Raw genomic sequence first — 13649 nt, 5'->3', positions numbered from 1 at the left:
TATCCACTCAAGAGGGTAGAGATCCATGACCAGTCAATCGAATTCGCGGGGCGTGATCGGCGTCATCACCTTGCTCTTTACGGTGCTGACCGCGCTCTATCTGTTGATCGGTGGCGTATGGCTGCTGGCGGTCGGCGGCTCAGCGTACTACGTCATCACAGGCATCGTGCTGTTGGGCGTGGCCTGGCTGCTTTGGCGACGCAGTCCAGCCGCGCTCGTGCTTTATGCACTCGTGCTGATCGGCACGGCGATCTGGGCACTCTACGAGTCGGGTCCGGACTTCTGGGCACTCGCGCCGCGCTCCGGTGTACTCGTTATCTTCGGCGTATGGTTGCTGCTGCTTGTGAGCTGGCGGCTGGAGGGCGAGCGCAAGCTGGGTGTCGCGTCGCTCGTCATCGCACTCGTGGCATGGGCGGGCATACTCGTGTACGCCAACTTCAACGATCCGCAACAGGTCAACGGCACACTGAACGCTTCCGCGCCCGCGAGCGTCGCCAGCACCGGGATCGACGCCTCCGACTGGCCCGCCTATGGTCGCACCCAGGAAGGCACGCGCTACTCGCCATTGCAGCAGATCACGCCTGACAATGCGAAGAATCTCCAGGTGGCCTGGACCTTCCGCACGGGTGACGTGAAGGGGCCCAACGATCCTGTTGAGATTACCAACGAAGTCACGCCGATCAAGATCGGCGACCTGCTTTACCTATGCTCGCCGCATCAGATCCTGTTCGCGCTCGACGCGAAGACGGGCACGCTCAAGTGGAAGTTCGATCCGCGACTGAAGAACGATCCGTCGTTCCAGCACGTGACTTGCCGCGGTGTGTCGTATGTCGATCTGTCGGCCAGTGCCACGGCGGCCGCACCCGCGGCGGCGCCGGCGAGCGATGTAGCCGCACCCGCTGCAGCGTCGGCCAGCGATGCCGCCGCAGCTACAGACGCCTCGGGCGCTGCTGCCACGGCTGCCTCGGGCGTCGCAGTCGCAGACGCCTCAGGCCCCGCTACGGCCGCCTGTACGCGCCGCATCTATCTGCCGGTCAACGACGGCCACCTCTACGCCCTCGACGCGCTGACGGGCCAACGTTGCGCGGGCTTCGGCAACGACGGCGACCTCGACCTTCAACACGCCCAGCCTGTCACAACGCCGGGCATGTATGAACCCACGTCGCCGTCGATCATCACCAGCAAGGTGATCGTCGTGGCGGGCGCGGTGGAGGACAACTTCTCGAACCGCGAGCCGTCGGGCGTCATCCGCGGCTTTGACGTGCGCACGGGCGAATTGCTCTGGGCCTTCGATCCGGGCGCGAAGGACCCGAATCACATTCCGGGCCCGGGCGAACATTACACGTGGAATTCGCCCAACTCGTGGGCACCCGCCGCCTACGACGCGAAGCTCGACATTGTCTATCTGCCGATGGGCGTGAAGACGCCGGATATCTGGGGTGGCGACCGCACGCCGGAGCTGGAGCAATACGCTACCGGGCTGCTCGCACTCAACGCCTCGACCGGCAAGCTCGCCTGGTTCTACCAGAGCGTGCACCATGATCTGTGGGACATGGACCAGCCGTCGCAGCCCACGATCGCCGACATCACCGGCAAGGATGGTAAGACCGTGCCGGTCGTGTACGCGCCGGCCAAGACCGGCAACCTGTTCGTGCTCGACCGCCGCACCGGTGCGCTAGTCGTGCCGGCGCCCGAAACGCCCGTGCCGCAGGGCGCGGCGCCCGGCGACCACGTTGCGCCGACACAGCCGTTCTCACAGCTCACGTATCGTCCGTCGAAGAACCTGACCGACGCCGACATGTGGGGCGCGACGATGTTCGACCAGCTTATATGCCGTGTGATGTTCCACCAGCTGCGGTACGAGGGCACGTTCACGCCGCCGTCGCTACAGGGCACGCTCGTGTTCCCGGGCAACCTGGGCGTGTTTGAGTGGGGTGGTCTCGCCGTCGACACCGACCGCCAGATTGCCGTCGCGAACCCGATCGGCTTGCCGTTCGTCTCGCGCCTGATTCCGCGTGGCCCGGGCAACCCGCTGGAACCGGAGCCGGGTGCCAAGGGCAGCGGCACGGAGTCAGGCATCCAGCCGCAGTACGGCGTACCGTACGGCGTGACGATCAATCCGTTCCTCTCGCCGCTGGGTCTGCCGTGCAAGCAACCGGCATGGGGCTACATCTCTGCGATCGATCTCAAGACCAATGAGATTGTGTGGAAGAAGCGCATCGGCACCGTGCGCGACAGTTCGCCGATTCCTCTGCCGTTCAAGATGGGCATGCCGATGCTGGGCGGTCCGAGCGTCACTGCGGGCGGTGTCGCGTTCATCGGCGCGACGGCGGACAACTACATCCGCGCGTTCAACGTGAACAACGGCGAGCAGGTCTGGGAGGCTCGCCTGCCCGCAGGCGGTCAGGCCACGCCGATGAGCTATTCGATCAACGGCCGTCAGTACGTCGTGATCGCGGCGGGCGGCCATGGCTCGTTCGGCACAAAACTCGGCGACTATGTGATTGCCTACGCGTTACCGCCGCAATAAGCGGCACGCGCCGCGCATGCGGTTTTTCTTGTCCCTTACGCGGCGCATTGAATGCGCCGCTCTCTATATTGTCGAATGAACCATTCACGCTTTGCGCCGCGAGCCTGCGTCGTGCTGGCCTCGATCGCGGTGCACGCCACGTTTGCGCATGCGCAAAGTGCCGTCACGCTCTACGGCGCACTCGACACGAGCATTGAAATCACCAATCCGGGCGCGGGCTACGTTGCTCGCATGGATTCCGGTGCTTATCGTGGATCACGCGTCGGCCTGCGCGGCGCCGAGGACGTCGGCAATGGCGTCAAGATCCTGTTCACTCTGGAGAACGGTTTCAGTTCCGCCGACGGCACCTTTGCCGTCGCGAACACGGTCTTCAACCGGCAGGCCTGGATCGGATTGGATACGCTTTACGGCACCGTGCGTGTCGGCCGTCAGTACTCGCCTATCTATATTCCGTTCAAGGGCGGGCTTGATGCTTTCGACGCAGGCACGATCGCTTCCGGTCTCGACAACCTCTCCAAGATCACACCCTACGAGAGCAATGCGATCACCTATCTCTCGCCGGAATTCCACGGATTCTCCACGACCATCATGGCATCGCTGCGCGACGGCGACAGCAGCAACGACGGCAACGGGCTCGCCGCCCACATCGAAACCTTCGCATGGCGCGAGGGACCGTTCCGCATCTCGTACGCGCATCAACAGACGCACGGTAACGGCGCGCTGCGCGCCAACCTGGGCGGCGTCTCGTACGTTTTTGGTGCCATCACGGGTTTTCTGTCGTTCTTCAACGGCGATGGCGGTACGCCGCGATATCACAACGACGGTGTATCCGTCTCCGCGCGCTATGTCGTGAATTCGTTTTTTCGCGCCTCACTCGGCTACACCTATCTGCGTGACCGCTCGGGTGGCGACAACAACGCCGATCAGTTCAGCGCGGCATGCGAGTACGACCTCTCTAAGCGCGCTTTGCTTTATGCGAGCGCCGGCTGGTTGCGCAATCGCGGGCAGGGTGAGTTCACGTTGCGCGGGGTTAATGTGACGGGCCTCACGCCGTCGTGGCCAGGGGCCTCCGTGCGAGGCGTGCAGTTCGGCATGATCGAGCGTTTCTAACGATGCGCTGTAGGAGCTTGTCCGTTCATCCCTGCGTGGATCGGGCGAGCATACGCCCGCTGCCTCACCGGACTACAATCAGTTACGTGACCCTAATCATTCATTGGCTGCGCGCCGGCTTCGACGGGCGCATTGATAAACCGGTCAACCAGGTTCGCAGCAGAGTAGCGGTTTAAGCAGACCTGATCGCAGTCAGCCACACGTGGCGTCCCGGCAAAGGAGGGGCGATGCATTGGCAACCGAGCTCCGGCGTGAACGTCAGACGCATCGCAATTATGGTTGCGGTTGTCGTGGGCGTCCTGATCGTCGCCGGGCGCCTCACTGGCGTCGTGGTCGACTGGCTGTGGTTTGCTTCAGTCGGTTACGTCGACGTTTTCTGGACGACGGTCTCCGCCAAGGCGCTCCTCTTTGCCGCCGTGTTCGTAGCGTCGGCGAGCGTAATAGCTGCATCGGGGTTTCTTGCGCATCGTTACGCGCGGCGTCCCGGTAGCTGGCAAGTCGAAACGGCTCGTCTGTCAGGTACGCCGGAGTTCATCAGTGAACTGGCAGACCAGCTCGCACCGCGCATTCCCTGGCGCGCCAGCATTGCCGGCAGCGCTATTGTCCTGGCGCTGATCATCGCTGGCGGCGAAATCTCCAACTGGGATCTGGTGCTGCGCTTCCTGCATCAGGTGCCCTATGGCGACCGCGATCCTGTTTTTGGCCAGGACATCAGCTTCTATCTGTTCTCGCTGCCCACCTATCTTGCGTTCAAGAACTGGCTGCTGCAGTTGATCTTCTGCAGTGCGCTCGTTGCGGCCGCGGTTTATGGGGTTCGCGGCGACGTCACGTTCGAGCGGGCGCCGCGCGTACTCTCAGCCGCTGCCACCGCTCATGGTTCAGCGCTGCTCGGTGCGTTCTTTCTCCTGAAGGCGTGGTCTTACACACTCGACCGCTTCTTGCTGCTCTACGGCGATAACGGCGTCGTGGTCGGCGCCGGCTATACCGACATCCACGTCGAGCTCCCGGTCTTGTGGGTGCTCGTCGGCTTTGCTGCTGTTGCAGCCGTCGCGTCGTGGGTCAATATGCGCCGGCAGGACTATCGGATTCCTGCCGCCTCGGTGTTACTGGTGTTCGGTACCTCGTTCGTGTTCGCCTTGATCTACCCGGCGCTGTTCCAGCGCCTCTATGTCAAGCCGAGCGAACTGCAACTGGAGATGCCCTATATCAAACACAATATCGCGTTAACGCGAATGGCCTACGGCCTCACACAGATCGCGGTAAAGCCGTTTCCGGCCGAGCAGGAATTGAATCTCGCCTCGCTCGAGGCTAATCGCGCGACCATCGACAACATCCGCCTATGGGATGTGCAGCCGCTGATGGATACCTACGCGCAGTTGCAGGAGATCAGGACGTACTACAAATTTTTCTCCGTCGACATCGATCGCTACCGGCTCGACGCCGGATATCGGCAGGTGATGCTGTCGGCCCGCGAGCTGGAGTCTTCGATGCTCCCCGCGAACGCTCAAACCTGGGTGAACCTGCACCTTCTGTTCACACATGGCAACGGTGTCGTGATGTCGCCCGTCACCGAAAAATCGACGGAAGGTTTGCCGTCCTTCTATCTGCAGGATATTCCGCCTGTCGCGCACGGCGGGCCTGCCATTCGCGAGCCGCGTCTGTATTTCGGTGAAGGGGGTGAAGGTTACGTCATCGTAAAAGGCAGTGTCCCCGAGTTCGACTACCCCAAGGGTAAGGACAACGTCTACACCGCTTACAGCGGGAGCGATGGTATTGGCATCGGCAGCACCACGCGCCGCAGCCTGTTCGCCTGGCAGTTCAACGATCCGAACATCCTGCTAACCGACTACATCACGAACGGTAGCCGCATTCTGCTGCACCGTAACATTCAGGATCGGGTGCGCACGATCGCCCCGTTCCTCAGGCTCGATCATGATCCCTACCTCGTCACAAGTAACGGGCGTCTTTTCTGGATGCAGGACGCGTACACGACGAGCAGTTGGTTTCCCTACGCACAGCCGGGCTTCGACGATGGCGCCAACTACATCCGCAACGCAGTCAAGGTGGTGATCGACGCATATAACGGTACGGTCGATTTCTATGTCAGCGATCCTAACGATCCGATCATACGGACTTATCAGCGCATTTTCCTGGGTCTGTTCAAGTCTCTCGCGGCGATGCCGCAAGATCTACAGAAACATATCCGCTACCCGGAAGAACTGTTCCTGATCCAGTCGCAACTTTATCGGGCCTACCACATGGATGCGCCAGAGGTCTTCTACAATCGCGAGGATCTCTGGCAGTTCCCACGGGAATTGATCGGCATTGATGGCGCGAATAGTCCCGGCACGCCGATGACGCCTTACTACATGATCATGCGGCTGCCCGAGGAACCGCGCGAGGAGTTCGTCCTGATGCTGCCGATGGTGCCCAGCCAGCGCGACAATATGATCGCGTGGCTCGCCGCGCGTTGCGATCCGCCTAGCTACGGCAAGCTTGTCGTCTACTCGTTTCCGAAGGATAAGCTCGTCTATGGGCCGTTCCAGATCGAGGCGCGCATCCAGCAGAACACCGAGATTTCGCAACAGATTTCGCTGTGGAACCAGATGGGCTCGCGTGTCATTCGCGGCCATCTTCTCGTCGTGCCGATTGAGAATTCGATCCTTTACATCTCACCGCTCTACTTGCGTGCAGAGTCGGGGCAGTTACCTGAGTTGAAGCGGGTGATCGCTGCGTATGGGGATCGGGTGGTGATGAGGGAAACGTTGGGCGAAGCGTTGGCGGCGCTTTTCAAGGAAAGTGGTCCGCTTGGAGCGCAGCCTCAGGGCACGGCGGATGCGCGTGCTCGCGAGGCGCTTGCACACTATGACCGTGCGATCGAGCGATTGAAGGCGGGGGACTGGAGTGGGTTTGGCGTGGAACTGGATGCGCTGCGGCCGCTGCTTGAGGCGCTGGGTGGGGGACGGTCGGAGGGGAAGAAGTGATTCAACCGAAAATCTCGAGACCGTTCTTCTGTACGAGCTGGAGCATACGAGCTGCGATTCCGCTGGGCTTCTTGTCGCCCTGTTCCCATTGACGAATGGTTGACGCAGTTGTGTTGAGGTACAAGGCAAACACACCTTGACTGACGTTCACGCCTTTACGGATGCGGGCGATTTCTTTCGCATTGAATTCCGGTGCCTTTTCGATGCACAGATCGTCATACTCACGCATCGTCTTTTTGTCGATGACCTTTGCCCGATGCAGACCGGACGCTGCGCTATGAATTGCTTCCGACGCATCGCTTCTGATGTGTGCCTTAGCCATTGCAAATCCCCACTAGATTCTTCGACTCCAACATTCGATCATATTTCCTCCAACATTGGAATTCTCCCGCAAGGCAGCGCCCATCACTGGACGTTGCCTGGTTTTGAAGTTAATCAACAAAGTCCGTCGCTTCGGATGAGCCTTTCCACGCATCAAGATCGCGTTGGACCGCCGCGGCTTTTTGCGCCGCCAGTTCGTTGGCGATCTTGCCGGCGAACAGGTGCAATGGCGGTTCAGCGACATCAACAGCCTGCATGATCAACATGGCCAACTTGTCCGGATCGCCGGCCTGATGACCGTGCAGCGTGCCCAGGTGCAGATCGAGCGATGCCTTCGCTTCGGTGTATTCGTCGATCTGTCGTTTGGCCACCGCCAGCGCGCCGCTCGACAAAAACTCCGTGCGCACCGGCCCGGGGTAAACCACCGTCGCCTTGATGCCGAACTCGGCCACCTCGGCCGCGAGCGACTCGGTCAGGCCCGCGAGCGCGAACTTGCTCGCCACATAGCTGCCCCAGCCCGCGTAGCCGCCCTGATAGCCGACGATCGAGGCGATGTTGATAACATGCCCGCCGCGCTGCTCGCGCAGATGCGGGAGCGCATGACGCAATACCAATAGCGGCGCGAACAGGTTGACTTCGAAATTTTGCCGAAGCTCCTCGTCCGAGAGGGCTTCGACGGTTCCCTGTTGTGCGTAGCCGGCGTTATTGACGATCACATCGATCTTGCCGAATGTCTTGACCGTTTGCGCGATGGCCGACTGCACGCTCTGGTCGTTGGTAAGATCCACTTGGAGAGGAAGAAACCGCTCCGCAGCGGGGCCGATCGCTTCCGTCAGCGACGCCACGGTTCGCGAGGTCGCGGCGACGTAATCGCCACGCGCGAGGAGTTGCCGTACGAGTCGTTGGCCGACGCCTTTCGATGCGCCAGTGACAAACCAGATTTTCGCAGACTTGTTCATGATAATTTCCTTGATAAATAGGTAGTGCAAAAGAGAATCGTTAGAAAGGGCTCGCCGTCGGACGCACAACGATTTCGCTGACATCGACATCCGCCGGCTGCGCGATTGCGTAGGCGATCGAGCGCGCAATAGCGTCCGACGTAAGTGCAATGCGGCGGAAGTCACGCATCGCTGCACGCGCGGTGTCGTCGGAGATCGAATCGGCCAACTCCGACTCCACGACGCCCGGGCAGATCACGGTCACGCGAATCTTGTCGGTTTCCTGCCGCAGACCGTCCGAGATGGCGCGCACGGCGAACTTGGTGGCGCAATACACGGCGGCCGTCGGCGAGACAGAGAGGCCGCCGATCGAGGAGATATTGATGACCTGGCCAAACCCCTGGCGCTCCATGGTCGGCAGGACCGCGGCGATGCCGTGCAGCACGCCGCGGATATTCACGTCGATCATGCGATTCCATTCGTCCACCTTTGTCGCGCTCAAGGGCGACAAAGGCATCACACCGGCGTTGTTGACGATCACGTCGATGCGGCCGAAGGCGTCCAGTGCGGACTGGGCGAATGCGTTGACGTCGTCGGCGGACGTGACGTCGAGTGCTTTGTAACGAACCGAACCGCCGCTTGCCTGGATTTCCTCGGCCAGCGCCGCGAGTCGTTCTGTGCGCCGCGCGCCGATCACGAGCTGGTGCCCTTGGGCGGCGAGCAGCCGAACTGTTGCTTCACCGATACCGCTGCTTGCCCCGGTGATGAGGATGACTTTGGGTTGGTTAGATTGCGTTGTCATGTTGCGTTCTCCGTGCAGATAATCTGTGCAGGTTTGTCTGAGGGAGAGGCTACGAAGTCTGCGCACGAGGCGGCAAGGCAATCGCGGCGCGGTCTCCCGAGCGCTTCGGCTGCACCGTGCAACCGATAACCCATCTTATGAGGCGGGCACCTGCACGCGAATACACGTGACAATCGCGGTATTGCCTATTCCTATTGAAGTGGGTTCGGGCCGCCGATCGTATCCGGTAGAATTTATTCACCCGATCTGGCGAAAGAGGAGTCTTCGTGACAGTTGCCGACAACCCGGTTTCCGCAAAGATGGTGAGCCTGCTTGAGCGTCTGGCGCCGAATGAGGGGTACACCCAGTCCGCGCTTGAGGGCGTGCGGTTCATGCGCTCGAACCGGCCGTTAGGGCGCACGCCGGTGCTGTACGAGCCAAGCATCGTGATCGTGTGTCAGGGGCGCAAGCTGGGGTTTCTGGGCGAGGAGGTGTATGTCTACGACGCCCAGCACTATCTGATCCTGTCTGTGCCCCTGCCGTTCTCGACTGAAACCGAAGCGAGCGAGTCCGAGCCGATGCTGGCCGTGTCGTTGCGCCTCGATCTGATCGAGTTGACTGATCTGATACTGGCGATCGATCGCAGCGGAAGCCACCAGGAAGGCACGCCGCTAGGGATCGTATCGACGCCGCTCGAGGGAGACCTCGCCGAAGCGGCCCTGCGCCTGCTGCAAGCCCTGACGTCACCTCTGGACGCCGAGGTACTCGGGCCTGCAATCGTGCGGGAAATCTGCTACCGGGTATTGATCGGGGAACGAGGCGCAGCGATGAGGGCTGCGCTCGCGCATCAGGGCCGCTTCGGCAGGGTCGCGAAAGCATTGCGGCGAATTCACACCGACTATGCGCAACCGTTGGATGTCAGTCGTCTCGCGGAAGAGGCGGGGATGAGCGTTCCCGCGTTTCATGTCAACTTCAGAACAGTCACGCTCACCTCGCCGATCCAATACATCAAGTCAACGCGTTTGCATCAGGCGCGGCTGCTGATGATTCGCGACGGTTTGACGGCAGCTTCAGCCTCGGCGCGCGTCGGTTACGAAAGTCCCTCGCAATTCAGTCGCGAGTTCAAGCGGTTTTTCGGACGCTCGCCAGTCGATGAGGCTCGAGATATGCGGGCATCGTTCGCGCTATCTCCGGCTGCAATGATTGACGATTTCGCTGCTTCTCACTGACATCAAAATGATGTGGGCGCCTGGTGCTACGGATCGGGCTCGCGCGACCTCTATTTGGGGCCGGTGTGTTTCGCTCCCTTCTGGCGTATTTGAACATGCACTGAGTTGCATGGCGTGGCCAAAGTTCCAGCGGCAATGTTGCGGTGTGGTTAACGGTCTATTGACAAATGGTGGCTCTTATCGCGCGAGGTTTGCCTCTACCATTGCACCGGTGCTGCATGCGCCAGTCATAAAGGAGTCTCATGAACCTCGCTTCGATCCGCAAAGACGCCTTTGCGATGCCCGTTCACAATCCAGCCTACCCCCGGCCGCCGTATCGCTTCATCAATCGGGAATACTTCATCATCTCGTATGAGACTGATTTCGATGCGTTGCGCGCCATCGTGCCGGAGCCGTTGCATCCGGAAAACGACCTCGTGCATTACGAATTCATTCGCATGCCGGATTCGTCGGGCTTCGGTGACTACACCGAAAGCGGTCAAGTCATCTCGGTGCGAGACCAGCAAGGGCGCCTCGGCAACTACACGCATTCGATGTACCTGGATGACGAAGGTCCGATCGCCGGCGGCCGCGAGATCTGGGGCTTTCCGAAGAAGCTGGCCAGGCCGACCTTGAGCGTCGATGGCAACGACACGCTGCTCGGCACACTCGACTACGGCACACAACGTATCGCAACCGGCACGATGGGCTTCAAGCATGTGCCACTCGACATCGAGGCCGAGCGCAAGAAGCTTGCGGACACACCGAATTACCTGCTGAAGGTGATCCCGCACGTTGACGGTTCGGCGCGCGTGTGCGAGCTCGTGCGTTTCTATCTGCGCGACGTGAGCGTGCTGGGCGCGTGGTCGGGTCCCGCCGCGCTCGAACTGCATCCGCACGCATTGGCGCCCGTCGCCGATCTGCCGGTGAAGCGGGTGGTCGGCGCGCGGCATGTGATCGCCAATCTCACACTGGATATCGGCGAGGTTGCGCTCGATTATCTCGCCACAACCGAGAGCGTGAAGCTCGCAGTCAATCAATAACGGTCTGTGAACCGATAAGGAAGGAACACAACATGTCGTTGAACAATAAAGTCGCGCTTGTGACGGGCGCAGCAAGCGGTATTGGTGAGCAGTGCGCACGCAAACTCGCTAGCCTCGGCGCCGCAGTGGTGATTGCCGACTTGAATCTCGAGAACGCGCAGAAGGTGGCCAGCAGCATCGTCGCGGCGGGCGGTAAGGCGCTGGCGGTTGCAATGGATGTGACGAATGAAGAAGCGGTCAATAGCGGCATCGAACGCGCGGTGCCGGAGCTCGGCAGCATCGATGTGCTCGTGTCGAACGCGGGTATCCAGATCGTCGCTCCAATCGAGGAGTACGCGTTTTCCGACTGGAAGAAAATGCTGGCGATCCATCTGGACGGTGCCTTCCTCACCACCAAGGCTGCCATCAAGCACATGTACGCGGGCGGCAAGGGCGGCTCGATCGTCTACATGGGTTCGGTACATTCACACGAGGCGTCGAAGCTGAAGGCCGCCTATGTGACAGCCAAGCATGGCTTGCTGGGACTGGCCCGAGTGGTTGCGAAGGAAGGTGGGCCGCGCGGCGTGCGGGCGAACGTAGTGTGTCCGGGCTTTGTGCGTACCCCGCTCGTCGACAAGCAGATTCCCGAGCAGGCCAAGGCGCTCGGTATCTCCGAAGCCGAAGTGGTAAAGAACGTGATGCTCAAGGAAACCGTCGACGGTGAATTCACCACGGTTGAGGACGTCGCCAATACGGTTGCGTTCCTTGCAGGCTTCGAATCGTCTGCGCTCACCGGGCAGTCGGTGATCGTTAGCCACGGCTGGTCAATGCAATAAGGGGTCGCGCATGCGCAGCAGCACAAGAAAAATCAACGGGCAGCCGGATGTGTTTGTGCTGCCGCGCTACGACGAGATCGCCTTGGTGCTTCAGGGCGGCGGCGCGCTCGGGTCTTACCAGGCCGGCGTCTACGAAGGCCTGGCCGAGGCCGGTGTGCAACCGAACTGGATCGCCGGCGTCTCGATCGGTGCTCTTAACACGGCCGTCATTGCCGGCAATGCACCGGAAAACCGCGTGGAAGCGTTACGAGGTTTCTGGAGTTCGATCTGCCATCCGCTCGACTGGGTCGGTGGTCTGGGTGAATGGATGCTGCCTGGGTTCGGCGCGCACGACCTGTCGCGCAAGTGGGCAAGTTTGTGGGCAGCCAGCCGCGCGTTGACAGAGGGTCAGCCGGGTTTTTTCTCGCCGCGCAGCCCGTTGCCCATGGCAGGTTTCGGCAAGCAAAGCCCCAACGCGGTCAGCTACTACGACACGGCCGCCCTGAGGGAAACGCTGTTGAAGTTCGCCGATTTCGACCGCATCAACGATGGTGACATCCGCGTTTCAGTGGGCGCGGTGAACGTGCAGACCGGCAACCTGGTGTACTTCGACAACACGAAAATGCGTCTGGAGCCGGAGCATTTCATGGCGTCAGGGGCGTTGCCGCCAGGTTTTCCGGCGGTGGAGATCGACGGCGAGTACTACTGGGACGGCGGCCTGGTTTCCAACACACCGCTGACCGAGGTGCTTCGCGATTCGGACCACAAAGATACGCTGGTTTTTCAGGTCGATCTGTGGAGCGCGAGAGGCAATGCGCCCGGAGATTTTCTCGACGTGTCCGAGCGCGCCAAAGACATTCAGTACTCCAGCCGTACGCGGGCGATTACCAGCATGCTGGCGGATCGTCAGAAGCATGCCCGTTTCATCAAGGAACTGCTCGCGCATGTTCCATCCGATCTGCGCAGGGCCGATCCACTATTCCGTCTCGCTGAAGAAGCGGCCGACGGCAGCGCAATCAATGTGGTGCATCTTATCTATAAGAACAAGCCATATGAGGGGCATTACAAGGACTACGAGTTCAGCGTCGACACGATGCACGAGCATTGGGAAAGCGGTCTCGACGACATTCGCGATTCGTTTGCCCATCGGGAGTGGTTCGATGTGCCGAGCCGCGAACAGGGCTTCGTGACGCATGACGTGCATCGCCGGCCCGGCTCCGTGCCGCAGTCCGATCGCGACATGCCCGAACTGCCCCTGGGAGCGGAACGAAAAGTCGCTGCATGAACCGGCGCTGGGCCCCATTGATCCTAGGCCGTAGGCGGTCGCCGGAATTGTTGAAACACCGTCGGCTCCCATTCCTGACTCGCCAATAACAAGCCGGTCCCGCGTCGCTGGTTCAAAGGAGCGGCCGCAGATTCCTTATGCAAGGCGGCGAACCTGCTACGCAGCCGCCTTAGCTCAAGCTGGAGCTGCGAGAACGCAGCTTCTGTCAGCATGCCGTGAGTGAACTCCAGCGTTTCATTCGGTTGGTCGAAGCGCCCGGCCAAGAAATCGCGTAGACCTTCCCGTCGGAAGAATTGGCGAATTGGCCCGTTTGGCAACCAGTCAAAATCTCGCGCGATGCGGAGTCGAATCCGGTCCCCTGGGAGCAGCGCGATTACGCCCATACGATCGAGTACCAACAGTCGCTTTAAGCATTCCGCCTTGCTCATCTGGTAGGCCGCCACGATGTCCGTGACTGACCAATGGTTAAACGCACAGACAGCCACAAGCAATAACTTGCTGTTCGATACGAGTTGTGTCTCCTGATGCTCCGTCAGCGTGGATAGCTGAGGAACCGAAGACGACGCTTCCTGTAAGAGTTCGGTCAGCGTGAATCCGAAGTGTGAACGGCTGTGAGAAGCCGACACTAAACGGCGGCGTCAATCAGAGATACGAA

11 protein-coding genes are annotated in these 13649 nt (G+C 60.7%); 7 read left to right on the top strand and 4 right to left on the bottom strand.

All coding sequences use genetic code 11. From position 1 onward, the window contains the following. The first annotated feature begins 25 nt into the window (after positions 1-25). The 3 genes from M0D67_RS26515 (at position 26) to M0D67_RS26505 (ending at position 6624) form a co-directional block, all read left to right on the top strand. Complete coding sequence (locus tag M0D67_RS26515) at positions 26-2530, top strand: glucose/quinate/shikimate family membrane-bound PQQ-dependent dehydrogenase (RefSeq protein WP_171929343.1); 2505 nt, start codon at positions 26-28, stop codon at positions 2528-2530. A 75-nt stretch (positions 2531-2605) separates the two neighbouring features. After that, complete coding sequence (locus M0D67_RS26510; RefSeq protein WP_266240357.1) at positions 2606-3640, top strand: porin; 1035 nt, start codon at positions 2606-2608, stop codon at positions 3638-3640. Between the two features lie 227 nt (positions 3641-3867). Continuing rightward, the gene (locus tag M0D67_RS26505; protein WP_266240356.1) at positions 3868-6624 is read left to right on the top strand and encodes a UPF0182 family protein; all 2757 of its coding nucleotides are present in this window, start codon (positions 3868-3870) and stop codon (positions 6622-6624) included. A gap of 1 nt (position 6625) precedes the next feature. Here M0D67_RS26505 and M0D67_RS26500 read toward each other — a convergent pair whose 3' ends face one another. The 3 genes from M0D67_RS26500 to M0D67_RS26490 form a co-directional block, all read right to left on the bottom strand. Next, positions 6626-6946, bottom strand: a complete 321-nt coding sequence (locus tag M0D67_RS26500; RefSeq protein ID WP_171929340.1) for a DNA-binding transcriptional regulator — start codon at positions 6944-6946, stop codon at positions 6626-6628. 109 nt (positions 6947-7055) lie between these two features. Beyond that, complete coding sequence (locus M0D67_RS26495; protein ID WP_171929339.1) at positions 7056-7904, bottom strand: SDR family oxidoreductase; 849 nt, start codon at positions 7902-7904, stop codon at positions 7056-7058. A gap of 40 nt (positions 7905-7944) precedes the next feature. Further along, entirely contained in the window at positions 7945-8685 is a 741-nt protein-coding gene (locus M0D67_RS26490; protein WP_171929338.1) for an SDR family oxidoreductase, read from the bottom strand. 299 nt (positions 8686-8984) lie between these two features. On the opposite strand from M0D67_RS26490, the gene M0D67_RS26485 reads away from it, so the two are divergent. The 4 genes from M0D67_RS26485 to M0D67_RS26470 all read left to right on the top strand — a co-directional run bounded on the left by M0D67_RS26485 (position 8985) and on the right by M0D67_RS26470 (position 12994). Next, complete coding sequence (locus M0D67_RS26485) at positions 8985-9893, top strand: AraC family transcriptional regulator (RefSeq protein WP_171929350.1); 909 nt, start codon at positions 8985-8987, stop codon at positions 9891-9893. Between the two features lie 242 nt (positions 9894-10135). After that, positions 10136-10915 carry an acetoacetate decarboxylase gene (locus tag M0D67_RS26480; RefSeq protein WP_171929337.1) on the top strand — a complete coding sequence of 260 codons (780 nt, stop codon included), beginning with the start codon at positions 10136-10138 and terminating at the stop codon, positions 10913-10915. A 32-nt stretch (positions 10916-10947) separates the two neighbouring features. Continuing rightward, entirely contained in the window at positions 10948-11730 is a 783-nt protein-coding gene (locus M0D67_RS26475) for a 3-hydroxybutyrate dehydrogenase (protein ID WP_266240355.1), read from the top strand. 10 nt (positions 11731-11740) lie between these two features. Beyond that, positions 11741-12994, top strand: coding sequence for a patatin-like phospholipase family protein (locus tag M0D67_RS26470; RefSeq protein WP_171929335.1), 1254 nt, complete (start codon positions 11741-11743; stop codon positions 12992-12994). Positions 12995-13017: 23 nt separating this feature from the next. Here the strand turns inward: M0D67_RS26470 and M0D67_RS26465 are convergent, their stop codons facing one another. Beyond that, positions 13018-13620: a transcriptional regulator gene (locus tag M0D67_RS26465; RefSeq protein ID WP_266240354.1), complete on the bottom strand. Its 603-nt coding sequence runs from the start codon at positions 13618-13620 to the stop codon at positions 13018-13020. Positions 13621-13649: the final 29 nt, after the last annotated feature.

This window comes from Paraburkholderia sp. SECH4 (assembly GCF_030511745.1).
GTDB classification, from domain to species: domain Bacteria; phylum Pseudomonadota; class Gammaproteobacteria; order Burkholderiales; family Burkholderiaceae; genus Paraburkholderia; species Paraburkholderia madseniana.
This window is presented reverse-complemented; position numbering and strand designations above follow the sequence as displayed.